Raw genomic sequence first — 20,431 nt, forward strand, 5'->3', positions numbered from 1 at the left:
GAGGTTGGTCCGCCATGTCTTCCCACCGCGAGGCCCCGGAGATAGCCAAGGATCCGGTCGCCGACAGCTCCGACCTGTACGCGTTCGTCAGCCCCGACAAGCGCGACACGGTCACGTTGATCGCCAACTACGTACCGTTGCAGCTCCCCTCCGGGGGCCCGAACTTCTTCGAGTTCGGCGACGACGTGCGCTATGAGATCCATATCGACAACGACGGCGACGGCCGTCCGGATGTCACCTACCGGTTCGAATTCACCACCGAGATCACCAATCCGAACAGTTTTCTCTACAACACCGGTCCGATCGATTCGCTGGACAGCAGGAACTGGAACCGGCGGCAGTTCTACAGCCTGACCCGGGTGGCCGACGGCCGGGAGCACCGGCTGGCCCACAAGCTGCCCTGCCCGCCGTGCAATGTCGGCCCGCTGTCCACCCCGAAGTACGCCGAGCTGGTGCGGCAGGCCACCTACTCGCTCTCCACCGGGGAGCGGGTCTTCGCCGGGCAGCGTGCGGACGGCTTCTTCGTCGACCTGGGGGCGATCTTCGACCTGGGCACGTTGCGGCCGTTCCAGCAGCTGCACGTCGCCGGCAAGAAGATCTTCAAGGCCGAGGGGGAGCCGGTCAACGCCACCGACCGGATGAACGTGCACAGCATCGCCGTGCAGGTGCCGTTGGACCGGGTCCGCCGGAGTGCCAACCGTTACGGCGCGGGTGACCGGGCCTCGGTGATCGGGGTGTGGACGTCGGCGTCGCGCCGGCAGGTGCGGGTGCTCGGCGACCGGGGCGCTGCGGACACCGCCACCGGCCCGTTCACCCAGGTCTCCCGGTTGGGCAATCCACTGTTCAACGAGGTCATCGTGCCGATGTCCAAGAAGGACCTGTGGAACTCGCTGCCGCCGTCGGAGGACAAGCGGTTCGCTCAGTTCGTCGAGCAGCCGGAGCTGGCGGCGTTGCTGCCGGCGCTCTACCCGGACGTCTTCCCCAACCTGGACAAGCTCACCAAGGCCAGGAAGGCGCGCGCCGACCTGGTGGCGATCCTGCTCACCGGCATACCGGCCGGGTTGATCGACGGCTTCACCAACACCACCGGCGACGTGCAGGCCGACATGCTGCGGCTGAACACCGCGATCCCGCCGACCCGGCAGCCGGACCGGTTCGGGGTGCTCGGTGGCGACCTGGCCGGCTTCCCGAACGGTCGGCGTGTCGGCGACGACGTGGTGAGCATCGCGTTGCGGGCGATCGCCGGGGTGACCGTCCCGCTGGTGGACAGGACGTTCCGCCCGGACGCGGCGGCCGCCGCTGTCACCCCGGGGCTGAGCGCCGCCGACGTGACAGCGCCGTTCCTCGGAAACTTCCCCTACCTCGGTACGCCGTACGACGGGTTCAACAACCCGTCGGCGGCGGCGTCCTGACCGGCGTGGGGGAGCGGAGCATGCACGAGCACGCGTACGGGCCGTCGGAGACCGGGAGCGTCGTCCTCGATCTGGGTGGCGACACCGGTGCCCTGATCGTCTACACGAGCCCGGATCTGCACGGTCGGGAGATCGAGATCAGCCGCGAGGGTGAGCGGCGGGTCCACTCGGCGGTGCGTGAGCGCCGGGTGCGGGACGGCTCGTTCCACACAGCGGTCTATCCCGATCTGCCGTCCGGAATTTATACCGTCTGGTGGGACGACAAGACGTCCGCCGGCACGGTTTCTGTCCATGGTGGAGGGATAACCGAGTTCATGTGGCCCAGCAGCGGTTTCGGGGTCGCCAGCTGACCTCGCCGCACCGGTTTTTCCACAGCGCCCCGTCCACATCGTGGACGGGGCGCATGTGCTGCCCGCAGCTCGACGGGCAGTCTGCGCCGTGTCGCGTTAACCTGTCCCCCACCAAGATCAGCTTGGCGGTGATGGCGGCTGGCGCCGTCCTGGCGGTGACTCGTCAGGGAAGCGCCACGGCAGAAAAGTCGGGCAACTCGCCGGAGAGGGCGTTACTCGGCCGGGGTCTGAATCGATAGGGCAGGTTGCGAGGCTGGACGGCCCGAGTGGCCGTCCGGGGGTGTCGGGAGGGCGACTCCATTATCAAGTTTGGCTTGACGGCGCACGCATTACACGCGTGTAATTTGAATGGGGTTGTTCGCACGGAACGCAACAAAACGGGACCGGACGGACAAGCACGCCTTTCGCGTGGGGGGTTGCAGCGGCGATGACGCCGGTGCGCGACAAGGAGGCATTTGATGGACGGCCAGCTTGAGGTGGCCGACCTGCTCGGAAACGCGCCGGAGTGGCAGGAGCGAGCGCTGTGCTCGCAGACCGACCCCGAGGCGTTCTTTCCCGAGAAGGGCGGCTCGACCCGCGAGGCGAAGAGGATCTGTTCGCGCTGCGAGGTCAAGACGGAATGCCTTGAATACGCTCTCGGTCACGACGAGCGGTTCGGCATCTGGGGTGGGCTCTCCGAGCGGGAGCGGCGCAAGTTGAAGCGGCGGGCCGCCTGAGCGGTGCGAGGTCGGGGCGGTGGGGGCCGCCCGACTCGCCCGGCAGGTTGCCTGATCGGGTCACGGTCCGGCGCGCGGGGGCGCGCTCGGCCTGACTCGCGGGGAGCCCCTTGGCCTGACTCGCGGGGAGCGCTCGGCCTGACTCGCGGGGGGACCGCTCAGGCCAGCTCGTCGGGGTCGACCCCGAGAAGGTTCGCCACCTGCTCGATGATCACGTCATGCACGAGATCGGCGAGGTCCTCACGGTCCATCGCCCGGAACTCCAGGGGCCGCCGGTACAGCACGATCCGCGGCGGCACCTCCTGCCGGCCCGGGCGGCCGGGCAGCAGCCGGGCCAGCGGGACCTCGCCGTCCTCCAGCACATCGGAGTCGTACACGTTCAGGTCCGGCGGGACGTCCTCGACGGCGAACTCGACCCCGGCCAGCTCCTTGGCGAACCGACGCTCCAGCGTCTCCACGGTGTCCAGGACCAGGTCGTCGAAGACCTCGGCCTTGGTCCGCGCCAGCGGCACGGTGGCCGGCACCAGCCGCCCGCGCAGGCCGCGCCCGTGCCGGTCACGGTGCGCACGCCGGCCGGAGCCGGGGCGGCGGTGTTCCGGGCTCGTCATGAGGCAAAGGGTAGCGCCCGCGCCGGGCTCGCCAGCGGCAGCGCCGCTCGCCTGGCGCGGCGCGCCCAGGACGGGCAACTGTGATCACCACGACGGGCGTGTCGCAACGCGAAGCGATGCGCCGGACCCGGTAATGGAGATACCCTGCCGCCTGTGAGGTCACCACGGCGCTGCTCCCGTAACGGCTGCCCCCGGCAAGCGGTCGCCACATTGACCTATGTCTACAACGAGTCGACAGCGGTGGTGGGGCCGCTGGCGGCGTTCGCCGAGCCGCACACGTACGACCTGTGTGAGCCGCACGCCCGCAGCCTGACCGCACCGCGTGGCTGGGACGTGGTCCGGCACGAGGGTGAGTTCGAGCCGCCGCCGCCCACCACTGACGATCTGGTGGCGCTGGCCGAGGCGGTCCGCGAAGCCGCCCGCCCGGCCCCCGCCCCTCGCCCCCCGGACCCGGGCCAGCACCACGAGAACCCGAACCAGACCGGCCGGCGAGGCCACCTCCGCGTAATCCCGCCCAACCACTAACTGCCGGGCTCCGCCCGGCCGCCCGCCCGGCCCCGCCACCCTCGTTGATCAAGAGGTTTGCGTCAAAAACGCGCCGTTTGGTGACCGAAACCTCTTGATCAACCAGTGCGGGCGGGGTGGGGTGGGTGGGGGCGTGGGGCGCGGGGTGGGGTGGGACCTTGCGGGACGCCTTGGGGGCGTTCGGGGGCGCCGGGGAAGCGTTCCAACACGTCCGACCGCCACACGCCGGTAGGCCGCAGACATCGGCACTCAGCGTGGTTAGCATGCGCCGCAGCGTGCACCAAGCCAAGTCACCGTGTACGCCTGGCGGGCAGGAGGGTCCGGTGGCGAACGAGGCGTTGCGGGTGGCGATGGCCGAGGCGGGGGAGACTGTCGAATCGCTGGCGGAGAAGGTTCGCGTCGACCCCAAGACGGCCGCGCGGTGGCTTGCCGCAGGGCGCATTCCGCACTCGCGTACCCGGGTCGCGGTGGCCCAGGTGCTGCGTCGGAACGCGGCCGACCTCTGGCCGGAGCCGTTCCGCCGCCGTGACCTGCCGTGGTTTCGACCGTGGGCCGAGCTTGAACAGGACGCCACCGGCATTCGGTGGTACGAGCCGCTGCTCGTGCCGGGCCTGCTCCAGACCGAGGGGTACGCCCGCGCGGTGCTGGGCACCGGTGGCCTGCTCCCACCGTCCGAGGTGGATCTGATCGTGGCGAGCCGCCTCGAACGGCAGGCGGTCCTCGGCCGCGATTCGCCGCCACAGCTCGTGACGGTGATCGACGAGGTGGTGCTGCGCCGGCTGGTCGGCGACCGTGCCGTGATGTCCGGGCAGTTGACCCACCTGGCGGCGGTCGCCGAGTGGGAGCACGTGCAGGTCCGGGTCATCCCGGCCGAGAGCCCGTGGCACACCGGCCTGGCGGGTCCCTTCGTGCTGGGCCGCCTGCCCGACGGGACGGAATTGGCGTATCTCGACAACCAACTCCGCGGTCAGGTCGTGACCGATCCCGTCGACATCGCTAGCCTGGGTCGGAGGTGGGAGAGCGTCACCGGTGAGGCGTTACCCCAACGCCGGTCGATCGAGCTGATCAGGGAAGTGGCCACGACATGGACATGACCGACGCCCGCTGGCGCACGGCGACCCGCAGCAGCAACAACGGCGGTGCCTGCGTCGAGGTGGCCGACAACCTGCCCGGTCGGGTGCTGGTGCGCGACAGCAAGGACCGCGACGGCGGCACCCTGGCCTTCGCGCCGGCCGCCTGGTCGTCCTTCGTCGACGTTGTCCGTCGGTCCGACCGCTGACCCCCTGGCCGCTGATCCCCGACCGCTGACCCCAGCCGCTGATCCACTCGGCTTCTTGGAAAACGCGGTGTCGCGGCGCTGGGACACCCCGACTTCCTGGAACGCGAGTGGATCAAGCTGAGCGTGGCCGACTCCTGCACGGGCAGTCACGCATTGGCCCCGATGCTCTTCCGGTGCTGCCTGTTTGTCATCGTGTCAGTCGTCCACGGCGCCGACCCCTGAGGAAAAGTGATGCGTACTCCCCTCCGGCCCCTCTCCCGGCGTGGACTACTCAGCGGCACTCTCGGTTCGGCTGCCCTGCTGGCCCTGGGCGGCGGCCTTGCCGGCTGCGGCACCAAGGGCGCGCAGCAGACCGATGCCGGCTGCGTCAGCGAGGACCTGTCCGGCACCGAGCGCAAGCTCGTCTTCTCCAACTGGCCGCAGTACCTGGACGTGGATGAGAAGGACGAGTCCAAGCGGCCCAGCCTTGACGAGTTCGTCCGGAAGACCGGCATCACGGTCACCTACACCGAGGACATCAACGACAACAACGAGTTCTTCGGCAAGGTGCAGCACCAGCTCGCCGCCTGCCAGAGCACCGACCGGGACATCATCGTGCTGAGCGACTGGATGGCGGCCCGGATGAGCCGGCTCGGCTGGATCCAGAAGCTCGACCCGGCGAACATCCCGAACGTGCGGGCCAACCTGCTGTCGTCACTGCTCGACCGGTCCTTCGACACCGAGAACCGGCTCTCCATCCCGTGGCAGTCCGGCCTCGCCGGGTTGGCGTACAACGGCAACGTCACCAAAGAGCTGCGGACCGTCGACGAGCTGCTCACCCGCCCCGACCTCAAGGGCCGGGTGACCGCGCTCAGCGAGATGCGCGACACGATGGGCCTGCTGCTCGGTGCGGCGGGGCACGACCCGGCCAACTTCACGAGCGCGCAGTTCGACGACGCGCTCAGCACGCTCAAGAAGGCCGTCGACTCCGGGCAGATCCGCAGGTTCACCGGCAACGACTACGCACCCGACCTGGCCAAGGGCGACATCGCCGCCTGCATCGGCTGGTCCGGCGATGTCGTCCAGCTCTCCGGCGCGGACGAGAAGATCAGGTTCGTCGCGCCCGACTCCGGGGTGATGCTCTACAGCGACAACATGATGGTGCCCAACAAGGCCACCCACAAGGCGAACGCCGAGCAGCTCATCAACTACTACTACGAGCCGGCGGTCGCCGCGAGGCTCGCCGCGTACGTCAACTACATCTGCCCGGTCAAGGGCGCACAGGCCGAGATGGAGAAGATCGACCCCGAGCTGGCGGCCAACCCGCTGATCTTCCCCGACGAGGCCCTGCTGTCGAAGTCCACGCTGTTCATGGCCCTGGACGAGAAGCAGGAGAAGGAGTACGAGGGCAAGTTCCAGCAGGTCATCGGGGCGTGACGAGGATGGCGCGTGAAACACCCGCCGGCGATCTGCGCCTGGCCAACCTGACCAGACGGTTCGGCACCCTCACCGCGGTCGACGACCTCAGCCTGACGATCGCCCAGGGCTCGTTCTTCGCGTTGCTCGGCGCGTCCGGCTGCGGCAAGACCACCACCCTGCGGATGGTCGCCGGTCTGGACGAGCCGACCAGCGGTCAGGTGCTGCTCGGTGACCGGGACATCGGCCGGCTGCGTCCGCACCAGCGACCGGTCAACACCGTCTTCCAGAGCTACGCGCTCTTCCCGCACCTCACCGTCTTCGAGAACGTGGCGTTCGGGCTGCGCCGACGCGGCATCCGCCCGGTCGACGCCGAGGTCAACCGGATGCTGTCGCTGGTGCGGCTCGACGGCTACGGCAGCCGCCGCCCGGCACAGCTCTCCGGCGGCCAGCAGCAACGGGTCGCGCTGATCCGTGCGCTGGTCAACCGGCCGCAGGTGCTGCTGCTCGACGAGCCGTTGGGTGCCCTCGACCTGACGCTGCGCCGACAGATGCAGATCGAGCTGAAGCGCATCCAGACCGAGGTCGGCATCACCTTCGTGCACGTCACGCACGACCAGGAGGAGGCCATGACCATGGCGGACACGGTCGCGGTGATGAACGCCGGCCGGATCGAGCAACTCGGCGCACCCGCCGACATCTACGAGTTTCCCGCCACCGCGTTCGTCGCGAACTTCCTGGGCCGGTCCAACCTGCTGGCCGGCGAGGCCGGCGGTGCCAGCGGCGGCGACGTCGTGGTGACGGCGCACGGCGCGCGCTTCTCGGTGCCCGCCGGCCGGTCCCGGGCCGACCACGGCCCGGTCCACCTGGGGGTACGCCCGGAGAAGCTGCACCTGGTCGGCTCCGCCGACCAGGTGCCAGTGGGTCATCAGCACGTCACCGGTGTGGTCACCGACGCCTCCTATCTGGGGGTCAGCACGCAGTACCTGCTGCGCACCGGCTCGGGCAGCGAGTTGTCGGTGTTCGCGGCCAACACGGGGACGTCGACGCGGATCGCGGTCGGCAGTGCGGCCGTGGCGTGCTGGGATCCACGGCACGCGTTCCTGCTGCCCCGGGACGCCGCCGACACCGAACTGCCGGTCCCGGTGGTGCCGGACCAGCCGGTGGGCGCGTCGTCGTGACCCTGCTGGCTCCCACCGGACCGGGGCAGCCGCCGCCCGCGCCACCGGCAGCCCGGTCCGGGCGGCGCCGGCTCCTGCCGTACCTGCTGGTGTTGCCCGGTGTGGCCTGGCTGTTGATCTTCTTTGGTGTGCCGCTGGGGCAGCTCGCCGCGGCCAGCCTCTACGACCCCGGCGGCTCGCTCTCCACCGGGTATGCGATGACCTGGGCAGTCGGCAACTACCCGGACGTGTTGCAGGCGTACTGGCCGCAGTTCCTGCGCTCGTTCGGCTACGCCGCGCTGGCGTTGCTGCTGGCGCTGCTGCTGGGCTACCCGCTGGCGTACGCGATCGCGCAGAAGGCCGGTCGTTGGAAGAACCTGCTGCTGGTGTGCGTGGTCGCGCCGATGTTCACCAGCTTCCTGGTCCGCACGCTGGCGTGGAAGACGATCCTGTCGGACAACGGGGTGCTCGTCGGCCTGCTGCGCGACGTGCACCTGCTCGCCCCGGACGGTCGGCTGCTGGCCACCCCGTTCGCGGTGGTGCTCGGCCTGACGTACACCTTCCTGCCGTTTCTGGTGCTGCCGCTGTACGCGAGCCTGGAGCGGTTGGACCGTCGGCTGCTGGAGGCGGCCGGCGACCTGTACGCGAGCCCCGTGCAGGCGTTCCGCCGGGTCACCCTGCCGCTGTCCATGCCCGGCCTGGTCGCCGGCGCGCTGCTGTTCTTCATCCCGGCCAGCGGGGACTACATCAACGCGGAGCTGCTCGGCACACCGAACGAGTACATGGTCGGCAACGTCGTCGACTCGGCGTTCCTGGTCCGGCTGGACTACCCGCAGGGTGCCGCGCTGTCGGTCCTGCTGATGGCGGCGATCCTCGCGATGGTCTTCGGGTGGCTGCGCAGGGCCGGCACCGAGGCGGTGCGGTGAGACTCTGGCGATGGCTGGCCGACCGCTGGGTGATGATCGTGGCACTGCTGGTCCTCGGCTACCTGGCGCTGCCGATCCTGGTGGTGGCCGCCCTGTCGTTCAACCGCCCGTCGAGCCGGCTGTCGTACGACTTCAACGAGTTCACAGTGGACAACTGGCGTCGGCCGTGCGCCACCTCGGACATGTGCGACGCGGTGGTCCGCAGCGTGCAGATCGGTTTCCTCGCCACCGTGGTCGCGACAGTGCTCGGCACCCTGATGGCGTTCGCGCTGGTGCGGCACCGCTTCCGGGGCCGGTCCGCGATCAACGTGCTGGTCTTCGTGTCGATGGCCACCCCGGAGTTGGTGATGGGCACGTCGCTGCTCGCCCTCTTCGTGTCCGCCGGGGTGCCGCAGGGCTTCTGGACCGTCGTGGTCTCGCACGTCATGTTCTGTGTGTCGTTCGTGGTGGTCACCGTGAAGGCACGGCTGGCCGGGATGGACCGGCGGTTGGAGGAGGCCGCCATGGACCTCTACGCCAGCGAGTGGCAGACCTTCCGGCGGATCACCCTGCCGCTGGTGCTGCCCGGCATCGTGGCCGCCGCGCTGCTGGCCTTCTCGCTGAGTTTCGACGACTTCATCGTCACGAACTTCAACGCCGGCACCACTGTCACGTTCCCGATGTACGTGTGGGGCGCCGCCCAGCGGGGCATCCCACCACAGGTCAACGTCATCGGTACCGCGATGTTCGCGGTCGCGCTGCTGCTGGTCGGGCTCAGCTCGCTGCGCGGTCGACGGGCCCGTCGCACCTCCGAGCCCGCCCGCTGACGGCATTTCGACACATCCACTGCCGCCCGCCGGTGACCGACCGTGCGACGGCACGGTGGCTGGGGATTTGCGACGTTTGTTGGCAAATGTAGCCGCACGATCGGCCCCGGCCGACAGACCTGGAGGGTTGTCCCAGGTGTCGTCTCGTCGCCCGAGGAAGCGCCCATGGATCACCGGTGCGCGGCGAACGGCGCAGGTGACCAACGCGACGGATGATATTGCGCGCAGTGTTTGCGACGACACTCATCGCCGTGACGATGCAACCACCGCCGAATCCTGGCCCGCCGTACGCGCCGTCGTCCGGTCCGGCGCCCCGACCGAACTGGTTCCGCCGGGCCAGCCCCGCCCGCCGGGCCGCCGTGATCCTCGGCTCGGTGACCCTGTCGGTCCTGCTGCTCTGCTGCACCGGCACCGCCATCATCAGCGCGCTGGCCGGCGAGCCGGAGCCGACCAGGACCGGCACGGCCGCCGAGGCGCAGCAGCCCATCGTGGCGGCGCCCGCCGAGCCGACCGAGGGTGCTGACGCCCAGGCCGCGTCGCCGCTCGCCGCCCCATCCGCCACGCCGGACCCCAGCGACGCGGTGCCGGCCCCGCCGACCCCGGCCGATGCCGTGTCCCCGTCTCGCGCTGCGTCCACGCCGGTCGTCCGGGTGACGACCGAGACGGAGCGAGCCGCCGTGCGCTACACCGAGCGGACCGTCAAGGACGCGACCCTCGCCGAGGGCAAGCGCGTCGTCCGAACCAAGGGCGTGAACGGCGTACGGACCCTGACGTATGAGGTGACCACCACGGACGGGGTGCGCACGGCCAGGAAGCTGGTCAAGTCCACAGTGACGAAGCAGCCGGTCACGCAGGTCGTAGCCGTCGGCACCAAGAAGGCGCAGTCGAAGTGCGACCCGAACTACAGCGGCTGCGTCCCGATCGCTAGCGACGTCGACTGCGCGGGCGGCAGCGGTAACGGCCCCGCCTTCGTCCGCGGGCCCATCAGGGTGACCGGCAGCGACATCTACGACCTGGACCGAGACGGCGACGGCACAGCCTGCGACTGATCCTGCATGGCCTGCGATCACGCATTGTCATCTCGCGCGACCGAGACGCGGTGTGGAGCGTGATGCCTGTGAGTCATCTTGATGCCTCACAGGCATCACGGTCTCCAGTGCGAGCTATCCCCGAAGCTCGTCCCGCCCGGGAACGGCGCTCAGGTCAGGGGTCAGGCGGCCAGGCGGGAGCGGATGAGGAAGCGGACTCCGTCGGGTGCTTCCAGGGAGAAGCCGCTGCCTCTGCCCGGGACCACGTCGACGGTCAGCGTCGTGTGTTTCCACAGCTCCCACTGGGATTTCGACATCCAGAACTCGACCGGTTCCGGCACCCCGTCGACGGCCAGCGAGGCGAGCAGGACGTCGGACGAGCCGGTCCGGAACTCGCCCGCCGGGTAACACATCGGGGCGCTGCCGTCGCAGCAGCCGCCGGACTGGTGGAACATCAGTGGGCCGTGTCGCCCCCGCAGCGACCGGATCAGCTCGGCCGCGGCGGGGGTGACGGAGACGACCGGCATCAGAAGAAGCCGAGCTTCTTGGTGGAGTAACTGACCAGCAGGTTCTTCGTCTGCTGGTAGTGCTCCAGCATCATCTTGTGGTTCTCCCGGCCGATGCCGGACTGCTTGTACCCGCCGAACGCGGCATGCGCCGGGTACGCGTGGTAGCAGTTCGTCCACACCCGGCCGGCCTGGATGGCCCGCCCGGCCCGGTACGCCGTGTTCATGTCCCGGGTCCAGACGCCGGCACCCAACCCGTACAGGGTGTCGTTGGCGATCTTCACGGCGTCGTCGAGGTCGGCGAAGGAGGTCACCGAGACCACCGGGCCGAAGATCTCCTCCTGGAAGATCCGCATCGAGTTGTCGCCCTCGAAGATTGTCGGTTGAACGTAGTACCCGCCCGACAGGTCTCCGCCCAGGTCTGCGCGGGAGCCGCCGGTCAACACGCGAGCACCCTCCTGGCGGCCGATGTCCAGGTAGGACAGGATCTTTTCGAGCTGGTCGTTGGAGGCCTGCGCCCCGATCATCGTGTCGGTGTCCAGGGGGTGCCCCTGCACGATCTGCTCGGTGCGAGAGACCGCCGCCGCGAGGAAGTCGCTGTAGTGGCTCTGCTGGATCAGCGCCCGGGACGGGCAGGTGCAGACCTCACCCTGGTTGAGCGCGAACATGGTGAAGCCTTCCAGGGCCTTGTCCAGGAAGTCGTCGTTTGCGGCGCTGACGTCGTCGAAGAAGATGTTCGGGCTCTTACCGCCCAGCTCCAGGGTGACCGGTTTGATGTTCTCACTGGCGTACTGCATGATCAGCCGCCCGGTGGTGGTCTCACCGGTGAAGGCCACCTTCGCGACCCTGGCCGAGGAGGCCAGCGGCTTACCGGCCTCCACGCCGAAGCCGTTGACGATGTTGAGCACGCCCGGCGGCAGCAGGTCCGCCACCAGCGACAGCCAGTAGTGGATGGACGCCGGGGTCTGCTCGGCCGGCTTGAGCACCACGGCGTTGCCGGCGGCCAGCGCGGGCGCCAGCTTCCACGTCGCCATCAGGATCGGGAAGTTCCACGGGATGATCTGCCCGACCACGCCGAGCGGCTCGTGGAAGTGGTACGCGACGGTGTCGTCGTCGATCTCGCCGAGCGAGCCCTCCTGGGCCCGGATCGCCCCGGCGAAGTAGCGGAAGTGGTCGATGGCGAGCGGGATGTCGGCGGCGAGGGTCTCCCGGACCGGTTTGCCGTTCTCCCAGCTCTCGGCGATGGCCAGCGACTCCAGGTTCTCCTGCATGCGGTCGGCGATCCGGTTGAGGATCAACGCCCGTTCGCCCACCGAGGTGCGCCCCCACGCGTCGGCGGCGCCGTGCGCGGCGTCCAGGGCCCTCTCCACGTCGGGGGCGGTGCCGCGGGCGACCTCGGTGAAGGTCTGCCCGGTGACCGGGGTGGGGTTCTCGAAGTAGGCGCCGCCGTGCGGCTTGACGTACTCGCCGCCGATGTAGTGGTCGTAACGGGACTGCCAGTGGGTGGGCGCGTCGTAGCGCGTCATGGTGACCTCCGCCGTCGATGGGGGATGACGGCGGGAAGGCTAGTTTCGCGGACGTTGCAGGAACGTTGCGCGCTCCAACGCGTACTCCCTGGCGAGCTGGTCGATGCGCGCGAGGGCGAGGGGCCGACGCGGCGCGCCCAGCGGCAAGGCCCGCGCCAGGGCCTGCCACGCGACCAGGTCGTCGGCGCCGGCGGGCGTCGCGGTCCAGGCCGCGAGCAGCGCCGGGTCCGCGGTGGCCAGCACGGCCGCGCGGAGGTGACCGTCGATCAGCCGGCGCAGTCGCGTCACTCCCGGCGCGTCCGAGCCGGGCAGCAACGGCCCGGGGTACGCGTCGAGCGCGCCCGCCGCATCGCCCTGGTTAAGCCGGTGGGCGAGGGTGGTGAAGTCGGCGCGGACGGTGCCGCGTAGCCGGTAGGGGCGGGAGTCGAGCAGCTCGGGGCCGAGCACCCGACGCAACCGGGACAGCTCGGCGCGCAGGGTGACCGGGTGCAGTCGGTCGTCGCCGTACAGGTCGAGGCCGAGCTGAACGCCTGTGCGTCCCTCCGGGTGGTGCAGCAGCAGGACCAGCAACTCGCTGTGCCGGCGACCGAGTCGGATCCGCCGGCCGTCGACCCGCAGTTCCGCCTCGTCGCGACCGAGCGCGGTCACCGTGGCGACGCCGGGCTCCACCGGTTGGCCGGCGGCGAGCTGCGCCTCGGCGGCCCGGGCCGTGGCACGGACGAGGGCCAGACTGTGCGGATTGGCCAGGTGGTCCCCGCCGGTGATGTCGATCGCGCCGAGCAGTCGGCCGGTTGCGGGGTCGTGGATCGGCGCAGCCGCGCACGTCCAGCGTTGCACCGGGCGGCTGAAGTGCTCGGTGGCGAAGATCTGCACGCTGTGGTCGACGGCCAGCGCGGTGCCGGGCGCGTTGGTGCCGGCGTGCGTCTCGTCCCAGCGGGCGCCGGGCACGAAGTTCATCCGCTCCGCGTGCCGGAGCACGCCCGGATGCCCCTCGACCCAGAGCAGCCGCCCGTCCGCGTCGCAGACCGCCATCAGGTGCGCGCCGTCCTGGGCGATGCCGCCGAGCAGGTCCCGGAACAGCGGCAGCACCCGGGCCAACGGGTGAACGGCCCGGTACGCGGCCAGGACGTCGTCGGCCAGGTCGACCGGTGGGGTGGCCTCGGGGTCGAGTCGTGCCGAGCGTTCCCAGGAGCGGCGCACCACGTCCCGCACCCGGTGTGGCGCGGCGCCGGCGGTGAGGAAGGCTTCGTGGGCGGCGCCGACCTGCGCGATCCGTTCCGCCGGATCGACGCCGAACTCCAGGGCGAGCCACGGGTCAGCCATCAGGGCGACCTCCTCGGCCCCCATCGTGACGCAGCTCACCCTCGATCGCCAACCCCCGTGGCCACCGGACCCCTGGGCGCAGACGACGCGGCCCGGGACGAAGCCGGCACGGCGAGGGTTGCAATGGTTTGTCCGCTGGTCGCTGCCGTGGAGGATGGCTTTCGCGGGTCCTTACAGAACCCTTAACCCGGGCCTGCGACGGTATGCCGGGCAAGCGGAACTCGGGGAGCAGACACGTGCGGGTGCTGGTGGCGGACGACGAGCGGTTGTTGGCGGACACGGTGGCCCAAGGGCTGCGCCGCCTCTCGATGGCCGTCGACGTCTGCTACGACGGTGACGGCGCGCTGGAGCGGATCGGGGTCAACCGGTACGACGTCGCGGTGCTCGACCGGGACATGCCGGGACACACCGGTGACGAGGTCTGCCGCAGCATCACCGACTCACAGGTCGGCACCCGGGTGCTGCTGCTCACCGCCGCGGCCGGCATCCGGGACCGGGTGGAGGGTCTCGGTCTCGGCGCCGACGACTACCTGACCAAGCCGTTCGCCTTCGCCGAGCTGGTCGCCCGGGTGCAGGCCCTCGGTCGACGGTCCGCGCCGGCACTGCCACCGGTGCTCGCCCAGGACGGCCTGGTGCTGGACGTGGGCCGACACGTGGCCACCCGGGACGGCCGCCCGCTCGCGCTGAGCCCGAAGGAGTTCGCGGTGCTGCACGTGCTGCTGCGCGCGGACGGGCAGGTGGTCAGCGCCGAGGAGTTGTTAGAGCAGGCCTGGGACGAGTTCGCCGACCCGTTCACCAACGCCGTACGGGTCACCGTGATGACGTTGCGCAGGAAGCTCGGCGACCCGGCGGTCATCCACACCGTGCCGAAGGCCGGCTACCGCATCGGTGGGACGGCGTGACCTGGACGCCCCGACGTCGGGTGCTGCTCGTGGGCCTGCTGGCACTGCTGGCCGGGCCGCTGCTGCCGACCATGGGCAGGTGGGTGTCGGGGGTGACCTGGACCTGGGGACAGCAGTTCTGCGACCTGCCGGTGCCCGGTCTGATCTCGACCTGCGCCGACGTACGCCCGGGGGCGTTCGTGCTGCCCCTGCTGTCCGTGCTGCTCGTCACCGTGACCGCCCTGGTGGCGCTCTGGTTCGGTGCGGCCTGGTGCCTGCGCCCGCTCCGTGACCTCGTCGGCCCGATCGGGCACCTCGGCCCGCAGAACCTCGGTCACCGGATCCGGCCCCGCGGCGGGGACGAGCTGGCCCAGCTCTCCCGCGCGATCGACGAGATGATGGAACGCGTCTCCGCCGGATACGAGGGGCAGCGACGGTTTGCCGCGAACGCCTCGCACGAGCTGCGTACGCCGCTGGCGGTGCAGCGGACGCTGATCGAGGTCGGCATGGCCCAGGCGCTCACCAGTGAGCAGTTGGAGCTGTTGACCAGCCAACTGCTGGAGACCAACGAGCGCAACGAGCGGCTGATCGAGGGACTGCTCGCACTCAGCGAGAGCGACCAGGGCCTGCGCTCGCGGATCCCGCAGCGGCTGGACACGATCGTCGAGGCGGTGCTCGCCGGGTATCAGGACCGCGCCCGGGAGGCCGGCGTCACCATCGACACCCATCTCGCGCCCCGGGTCGTCGTCGGCGAGCGGGTGCTGCTGGAACGCCTGGTCACCAACCTGGTGGAGAACGGGATCAAGTACAACCGGCGCGGCGGCTCGCTGACCGTCGCGGTGAGCGGCGCGCCCGCGCTGACCGTGGTCAACACCGGTCAGCCGGTGCCGGCCGAGGCGGTGGCCGGTCTCTTCGAGCCGTTCCGACGGCTCGCCCGGGACCGCACCTCGCAGGGCGGAGGCGCCGGCCTGGGGCTGGCCATCGCCCGCTCGATCACCCAGGCGCACGACGGCATCATCGCGGCCCGGCCCGCCGAGCACGGCGGTCTGCGGGTCGACGTCCAACTACCCAATGTGACCTAGCGCTCCACCCACCTCCCGGGGTCCCGCGTACCGCTGGATCCCGCCTGTGGTGTGCCCGAAAGGAGAAAGACGATGTCACACACCGTTGGCCAGGTTCGGGCCGATGTCGAGGAGGCCGCCCGGTGGCTGGCCGGCCGGGTGGTCCGCACACCCGTGCTGCGGTCCCCGGTGATCGACGGTCTGGCCGGGGCTCGAATCCTGCTCAAGGCCGAGAACCTCCAGAACGGCGGCTCGTACAAGATGCGGGGCGCGCTGCGGGCGGTCGGCCGGCTCGCCGCCTCCGGCCACACCGGGGTGATCGCGCAGAGCACCGGCAACCACGCGATAGCGGTGGCGTTGGCGGCCCGGAAGCACGGGCTCACGGCGACCGTGGTGCTGCCGGTCGACGCCGCGTCGACGAAGGTCGACCGGGCCCGCGCGGCAGGGGCGCGGGTGGTGCTCGCCGGCACCGACGTCGCGGAGCGGGTGGCGGTGGTCGACGGGCTCAGCGACGAGAGCGGTCACCCGGTCGTCGACGCGTACGACCACCCGGACGTCATCGCCGGGCAGGGCACGGCCAGCCTGGAGCTGATCGAGGAGGCCGAGCGCGCTGGCACACCGCTGGGCGCGCTGGTCGTACCGGTCGGTGGTGGTGGCGGGGTGGCCGGCGCGTGCCTGGCCGCCGCCGGCAGAGGCATCGAGGTCTACGGCGTGGAACCGGTCGGTTGTGACTCGCTCGCCCGCAGCCTGGCGGCAGGTGTTCGCGTCCCGGTCGCGCCGGCGCCCACGATCGCGGACGGGCTGCGGCCGTCCTGTGTGGGTGAGCTGCCGTTCGCCATCGTGCGCGACGTGCTGCGCGGGGTCGTCCGGGTCGACGACGACGAGATCGGGGCGGCATTCCGGCTGATCCTGATGGAGCTCAAGGTGCTCGCCGAGCCGTCCGGTGCGGCCGGCCTGGCCGGCGCGCTCCGGCTGGCCGGTGACGAGCGCGTGGGTCCCGGTCGGCGGCGGACGGTCGGCGTGGTGCTGACCGGCGGGAACGTGGAGGCATCAGTGGTGGCCCGGTTGTCCACCCAGCGGTCCGCCACGGTGACGACTGTCGAGGGGATGGCGGCGTGAGCGCGCCTGTTCGGATCGGAATCCTGTTCGGTGGACCGTCGGCGGAGCACGAGGTGTCCTGCGCGTCCGCGCTCGGCGTGGCCCGGGCGCTCGCCGGCGGCGGGTACCGCACTGTCGCCATCGGTGTCACCCGCAGCGGCGGGTTTCGGCTGCTGCCCGACGCGCTGCTGGCCGAGCTGCGCGACCGGCCGGCCGGTGCGCGGGCCATCGACGACCGCCTGGTGGTGTCCGGACCGTCGGTCGAGCTGCGGGCCGGTCCGCGTCCCGGCGTCGTGCAGGTGTGCGCCGGCAACGCCCCCGGCGCGGTGCACGCCGAGCTGGACGTTGTCTTCCCGGTGCTGCACGGCCCGTTCGGTGAGGACGGTGTGGTGCAGGGGCTGTTGGAGGCGCTGAACGTGCCGTACGTGGGGTGCGGCATCCTCGCCTCGGCAGTCGGCATGAACAAGGTGGCGATGAAGCGGGCGTTGCGCGCCGAGGGCGTTCCGGTCACCCCGTACGTCGCGTTCGACGCGCACACCTACCGGGCCGTCGACGACCCGGAGAAGCTGGTCGTCGGGCTGCGCCGGCCGCTCTTCGTGAAGCCGGCCAGCATGGGTTCGTCGATCGGCATCTCCCGCGTCGGCGAGGGTGACGACCTGGCCGCCGCCGTGGAGGAGGCGCTGCGCCACGACCAGCTCGTCATGGTCGAGCAGGGGGTCACCGGCAGGGAGCTGGAGTGCGCGGTCCTCGGTGGCTGGCGCCCCGAGGCGTCGGCGGTGGGCGAGGTACGCGTCGCCGGCGGATGGTTCGACTACCAGCAGAAGTACTTCGGCGACAGCGATCCGATGATCGTCCCCGCCTCGCTGCCGGACGAGGTGACCGCGCGGGTTCGGGAGCTGTCGCTGCGCGCGTTCGCCGCGATCGGCGGTTGGGGCCTGGCCCGGGTGGACTTCTTCTACGACGAGACGACCGGTGAGGTGTACGTCAACGAACTGAACACCATGCCCGGCTTCACCGCGCACTCGATGTACCCGAAGGTGTGGGCGGCCGTCGGCGTCGCCTACCGGGAGGTGGTGGACCGCCTCGTCGAGCTGGCCCGTGTCCGGCACGCCGAACGGCCGGCGACCCCGGTGGGGAACGCCCGATGATCCTGCTCTCCGATCCCCGGGTGGCGGCCGTGCCCAGCTCCGACGACGGCGACCCGCTGGTGGACCTGCGTGCGATGCCGGAGCTGCGCCTCGACGGCCGCGCGGCCGACCCCGCCGGGGCGTACGCCAGGCTGCGCGCGGGAGTCGTGGACCGCCTGCTGGCCGCGCAGCGTGACCTGCCCGCCGGCATGCGCCTGCTGGTCGTCGAGGGTTACCGCCCGTACCAGACGCAGTTGGCCATCTTCACCGGCTACCGGGACGAGCTGCGCCGACGGCACCCGGACTGGCCCCCGCAGCGACTGCACCGGGAGACCACCAAGTTCGTCTCGCCGGTCGACGTGGCCCCGCACAGCACCGGCGGGGCGGTCGACGTGACACTGTGCACCGACGACGGGGTGGAGCTGGACCTGGGCACGGCCATCGACGCGACCCCGGAGGACAGTGCAGACGCCTGCTTCACCGACGCGCCCACGATCGGTCGCACCGCCCGCCGACACCGGCGGATCCTGGTGGACGCTCTCGGCGGCGCGGGGATGGTGAACTACCCGACCGAGTGGTGGCACTGGTCGTACGGGGACCGTTACTGGGCGCTGGTCGCCGGTGCGCCGCGCACCCGGTACGGGCCGGTGGACCTGACCGCCGCACGATCGATGCCCGTCCCGGCTGAACGGTAGGGCGCTCCCGTCCGTACCAGGTGAGTGAAGGACACCACCGAGGACGGGAGTGACGGCGATGAGGGTGCAGCGCAGGCACGTGCTGGCGGCGACCGTGGCGGTCGTCGCCGCGGCGGGTGTGGCGGTGGGGACCAGCTTCGGGTTCGCCGGCACCACCCCGGCACGGTCGTCCGTCTGCTCCGGCTCGGTCACGTTCTCGGCGGAGGGCGGTGCGCCGGCGGCCACCAGCGACCGTTTCCCGGTGGGTACCCGGTTGCGGGTGACCAACCTGGACAACAACCAGGCTGCCACGGTGACGGTGACCGGCCCGTCGGGTAGCTGTGTGCTGCTCAACGCCGCCGCCATGGAGCTGGTCCGCGAGCCGGGCAAGAACGTGATCCGCCGCAACGTGGTGGAGCGGCTGGACGGAGCGGCGCCGGTCGGGCGGCCACCTGCCGGCACGGTCCGTCCCGGCGTCGCGTCTCCCGGCGCGCCCGGCCCGGCACCCAGCTCGGCCTGCTCGGGGCCGATCACCTTCTTCGCCGAGGTCGGGGCGCCAGCGGCGACCAGTGGACAGTTCCCGGTGGGCACCCGGCTGCGCGTGACCAACCTGGACAACAACCGGGTGACGACGGTGACGGTGACCGGCCCGTCGGGCAGTTGTGTGCTGCTCAACGACGCCGCGATGGCGCAGATCCGTGAGCCGGGCAAGAACCTCATCCGCCGCAACACGGTCGAGGTGGTCCGCTGACGCGCCAGCCTCAGTCGGCCTGCCAGGTGCCGTCGTCGCGGACCCGGGCCGGTGCGCGGCCCAGCAGCAGAGTCGTCAACGCGCTGTCGATGGAGTCGCCGAGAAACCACTCGCCGGCCTGATCGAGCGCGAAGACCCGGCCACGTTCGTCCACCGCGAGGATGCTGTCCTGCTGCTCGGTGCCGATCGGAAAGAGGCGTACGCCGAGGACAGCGCCGAAGTCCGCGAGGGTGTCGGCGGTGTGGGCGATGGTGTGCGGGCGGATGTCGAAACGGGAGATCCACACCTGCTCGCCCCGCCCGCGCCGCGCGCCGACCAGGCTGGGAAACGCGGTCAGCGCCTCCACGGCCGCGGGAAAGACCGTGTGCTGATGGGTCACCCCCGACACGGCGGTGACGTCCCGCACGGCCGCGGCGGCCATGATCTGGTCCCCGATGTGCGGTCGCCACCCGGCCGCGACCAGCGCGTTGGCGACCTCCGCCGGGAAGCGCCCGGGATCGGGGTCGGTTGCCGCCGGCGCACGCCAGGGGTCGGTGTATGCCCGAGCCGACTCCGGCAGGACGTTGGCGCGCACCAGGAAGGTGATGCACGAGTCGCAGGGCAGCTCGGCGGGGCCACCAGCCGGATCACCCGGCTCCCGGATCCGGAAGATCTCGAACCGGGCGCCCTCCAGCAGCGCCGCCGCCTCGGCCCGACCCATCGGCGCGATGCCCTCGGCGGCCCGGCGGTGGTCGTACTCGTGCAGGACGTCGGAGACCACGATCAGCTCGGCGTGCGACTCCCCGCCCCGGACCAGGTCGCCAGGGGGTAGCTGGTCCAGGTAGTCGCGGACCAGCGGGTGATGGTTGAGCGGGACGTCGGCCCTGGTGCCCTGGGCGGTCCAGATCCGCCCGTCGAGCGCCAGATGGGCGGCGGTGTTCGGGGTGGCTGCCCGGTGGATCTCCCGGGCCAGCAGACTCGACGGGTCGACGGTGCGGGGAGAGGCTGGCCCGGTGGGACGGCTGCGTCGGTACAGATCCGCCACCACGTCGCTCGACACCCGCGGCCAGGTGGTGACAGTGCCGGTCTGCTTGTCGATGACCGTCGTCGGCAGGTCCCCCGGGACCGTACGCACCTCGGTGGGCACGACCGACGTGATGACGAAGCCGAGGTCGAACTCGTCGACCATCGCTGTGCACTCGTGCCCGAGGCGCTGCGAGTCGCGGCGGGCCCAGGTGGCCGCGAGCTGCTCGGCCTGTTGACGGTCGATCACGCACTGAAACTACCGGACTACACGGAT

The 20,431-nt window shown here is 70.9% G+C and carries 22 protein-coding genes; 17 read left to right on the top strand and 5 right to left on the bottom strand.

Annotation, left to right across the window (positions count from 1 at the left end):
• The first annotated feature begins 14 nt into the window (after nucleotides 1-14).
• The 3 genes from AC3CF1_RS24180 (at nucleotide 15) to AC3CF1_RS24190 (ending at nucleotide 2,478) form a co-directional block, all read left to right on the top strand.
• Nucleotides 15-1,412 carry a DUF4331 domain-containing protein gene (locus AC3CF1_RS24180; protein WP_396689504.1) on the top strand — a complete coding sequence of 466 codons (1,398 nt, stop codon included), beginning with the start codon at nucleotides 15-17 and terminating at the stop codon, nucleotides 1,410-1,412.
• A 20-nt stretch (nucleotides 1,413-1,432) separates the two neighbouring features.
• Complete coding sequence (locus AC3CF1_RS24185) at nucleotides 1,433-1,762, top strand: phospholipase (protein WP_488451306.1); 330 nt, start codon at nucleotides 1,433-1,435, stop codon at nucleotides 1,760-1,762.
• A gap of 458 nt (nucleotides 1,763-2,220) precedes the next feature.
• A complete protein-coding gene (locus AC3CF1_RS24190) occupies nucleotides 2,221-2,478 on the top strand; it encodes a WhiB family transcriptional regulator (RefSeq protein ID WP_007455784.1) in 258 nt (85 codons plus the stop codon).
• A 158-nt stretch (nucleotides 2,479-2,636) separates the two neighbouring features.
• On the opposite strand, the gene AC3CF1_RS24195 is transcribed toward AC3CF1_RS24190, so the two are convergent.
• Nucleotides 2,637-3,086 (bottom strand): metallopeptidase family protein, encoded by a 450-nt coding sequence (locus AC3CF1_RS24195; protein ID WP_074316962.1) that lies wholly within the window; start codon nucleotides 3,084-3,086, stop codon nucleotides 2,637-2,639.
• 153 nt (nucleotides 3,087-3,239) lie between these two features.
• Here AC3CF1_RS24195 and AC3CF1_RS24200 point away from each other — a divergent pair, with 153 nt between their 5' ends.
• The 8 genes from AC3CF1_RS24200 (at nucleotide 3,240) to AC3CF1_RS24235 (ending at nucleotide 10,226) form a co-directional block, all read left to right on the top strand.
• Nucleotides 3,240-3,611, top strand: coding sequence for a DUF3499 domain-containing protein (locus AC3CF1_RS24200; RefSeq protein WP_088946295.1), 372 nt, complete (start codon nucleotides 3,240-3,242; stop codon nucleotides 3,609-3,611).
• Nucleotides 3,612-3,961: 350 nt separating this feature from the next.
• Entirely contained in the window at nucleotides 3,962-4,705 is a 744-nt protein-coding gene (locus AC3CF1_RS24205) for a Scr1 family TA system antitoxin-like transcriptional regulator (protein WP_488452125.1), read from the top strand.
• Nucleotides 4,696-4,890, top strand: coding sequence for a DUF397 domain-containing protein (locus AC3CF1_RS24210; RefSeq protein WP_358195537.1), 195 nt, complete (start codon nucleotides 4,696-4,698; stop codon nucleotides 4,888-4,890). Before AC3CF1_RS24205 ends, AC3CF1_RS24210 begins: the two co-directional genes overlap by 10 nt.
• 231 nt (nucleotides 4,891-5,121) lie before the next feature.
• Nucleotides 5,122-6,306, top strand: a complete 1,185-nt coding sequence (locus AC3CF1_RS24215) for a polyamine ABC transporter substrate-binding protein (RefSeq protein WP_354981403.1) — start codon at nucleotides 5,122-5,124, stop codon at nucleotides 6,304-6,306.
• Nucleotides 6,307-6,311: 5 nt separating this feature from the next.
• Nucleotides 6,312-7,466: an ABC transporter ATP-binding protein gene (locus AC3CF1_RS24220; protein ID WP_488451307.1), complete on the top strand. Its 1,155-nt coding sequence runs from the start codon at nucleotides 6,312-6,314 to the stop codon at nucleotides 7,464-7,466.
• Nucleotides 7,463-8,371, top strand: coding sequence for an ABC transporter permease (locus AC3CF1_RS24225; RefSeq protein ID WP_088946299.1), 909 nt, complete (start codon nucleotides 7,463-7,465; stop codon nucleotides 8,369-8,371). Before AC3CF1_RS24220 ends, AC3CF1_RS24225 begins: the two co-directional genes overlap by 4 nt.
• A complete protein-coding gene (locus AC3CF1_RS24230) occupies nucleotides 8,368-9,177 on the top strand; it encodes an ABC transporter permease (RefSeq protein WP_488451308.1) in 810 nt (269 codons plus the stop codon). Before AC3CF1_RS24225 ends, AC3CF1_RS24230 begins: the two co-directional genes overlap by 4 nt.
• Before the next feature lie 257 nt (nucleotides 9,178-9,434).
• Nucleotides 9,435-10,226, top strand: coding sequence for a G5 domain-containing protein (locus AC3CF1_RS24235; RefSeq protein WP_488452126.1), 792 nt, complete (start codon nucleotides 9,435-9,437; stop codon nucleotides 10,224-10,226).
• Nucleotides 10,227-10,387: 161 nt separating this feature from the next.
• On the opposite strand, the gene AC3CF1_RS24240 is transcribed toward AC3CF1_RS24235, so the two are convergent.
• Genes AC3CF1_RS24240 through AC3CF1_RS24250 form a run of 3 tightly spaced genes read right to left on the bottom strand, consistent with a single transcriptional unit; the run spans nucleotide 10,388 to nucleotide 13,560 of the window.
• Nucleotides 10,388-10,732 (bottom strand): DUF779 domain-containing protein, encoded by a 345-nt coding sequence (locus AC3CF1_RS24240; RefSeq protein WP_374223637.1) that lies wholly within the window; start codon nucleotides 10,730-10,732, stop codon nucleotides 10,388-10,390.
• Entirely contained in the window at nucleotides 10,732-12,237 is a 1,506-nt protein-coding gene (gene adh / locus AC3CF1_RS24245) for an aldehyde dehydrogenase (protein ID WP_488451309.1), read from the bottom strand. The genes AC3CF1_RS24240 and adh overlap by 1 nt, the downstream gene beginning before the upstream one ends.
• A gap of 39 nt (nucleotides 12,238-12,276) precedes the next feature.
• Complete coding sequence (locus AC3CF1_RS24250) at nucleotides 12,277-13,560, bottom strand: GAF domain-containing protein (RefSeq protein ID WP_488451310.1); 1,284 nt, start codon at nucleotides 13,558-13,560, stop codon at nucleotides 12,277-12,279.
• A gap of 236 nt (nucleotides 13,561-13,796) precedes the next feature.
• Here AC3CF1_RS24250 and AC3CF1_RS24255 point away from each other — a divergent pair, with 236 nt between their 5' ends.
• The 6 genes from AC3CF1_RS24255 (at nucleotide 13,797) to AC3CF1_RS24280 (ending at nucleotide 19,152) form a co-directional block, all read left to right on the top strand.
• The gene (locus AC3CF1_RS24255) at nucleotides 13,797-14,462 is read left to right on the top strand and encodes a response regulator transcription factor (protein WP_088946301.1); all 666 of its coding nucleotides are present in this window, start codon (nucleotides 13,797-13,799) and stop codon (nucleotides 14,460-14,462) included.
• A complete protein-coding gene (locus tag AC3CF1_RS24260) occupies nucleotides 14,459-15,523 on the top strand; it encodes a sensor histidine kinase (protein WP_488451311.1) in 1,065 nt (354 codons plus the stop codon). Before AC3CF1_RS24255 ends, AC3CF1_RS24260 begins: the two co-directional genes overlap by 4 nt.
• A gap of 72 nt (nucleotides 15,524-15,595) precedes the next feature.
• Nucleotides 15,596-16,621: a threonine ammonia-lyase gene (locus AC3CF1_RS24265; RefSeq protein WP_488451312.1), complete on the top strand. Its 1,026-nt coding sequence runs from the start codon at nucleotides 15,596-15,598 to the stop codon at nucleotides 16,619-16,621.
• Complete coding sequence (locus tag AC3CF1_RS24270; RefSeq protein ID WP_355161052.1) at nucleotides 16,618-17,748, top strand: D-alanine--D-alanine ligase family protein; 1,131 nt, start codon at nucleotides 16,618-16,620, stop codon at nucleotides 17,746-17,748. The genes AC3CF1_RS24265 and AC3CF1_RS24270 overlap by 4 nt, the downstream gene beginning before the upstream one ends.
• Nucleotides 17,745-18,422 carry a M15 family metallopeptidase gene (locus tag AC3CF1_RS24275; protein WP_354981394.1) on the top strand — a complete coding sequence of 226 codons (678 nt, stop codon included), beginning with the start codon at nucleotides 17,745-17,747 and terminating at the stop codon, nucleotides 18,420-18,422. The genes AC3CF1_RS24270 and AC3CF1_RS24275 overlap by 4 nt, the downstream gene beginning before the upstream one ends.
• Before the next feature lie 58 nt (nucleotides 18,423-18,480).
• Complete coding sequence (locus tag AC3CF1_RS24280; protein WP_488451313.1) at nucleotides 18,481-19,152, top strand: RlpA-like double-psi beta-barrel domain-containing protein; 672 nt, start codon at nucleotides 18,481-18,483, stop codon at nucleotides 19,150-19,152.
• Nucleotides 19,153-19,162: 10 nt separating this feature from the next.
• On the opposite strand, the gene AC3CF1_RS24285 is transcribed toward AC3CF1_RS24280, so the two are convergent.
• Nucleotides 19,163-20,404 carry an SUKH-3 domain-containing protein gene (locus AC3CF1_RS24285; RefSeq protein ID WP_488451314.1) on the bottom strand — a complete coding sequence of 414 codons (1,242 nt, stop codon included), beginning with the start codon at nucleotides 20,402-20,404 and terminating at the stop codon, nucleotides 19,163-19,165.
• Between the last annotated feature and the right edge of the window lie 27 nt (nucleotides 20,405-20,431).

Source organism: Micromonospora sp. MGP-C2 (genome assembly GCF_057766525.1).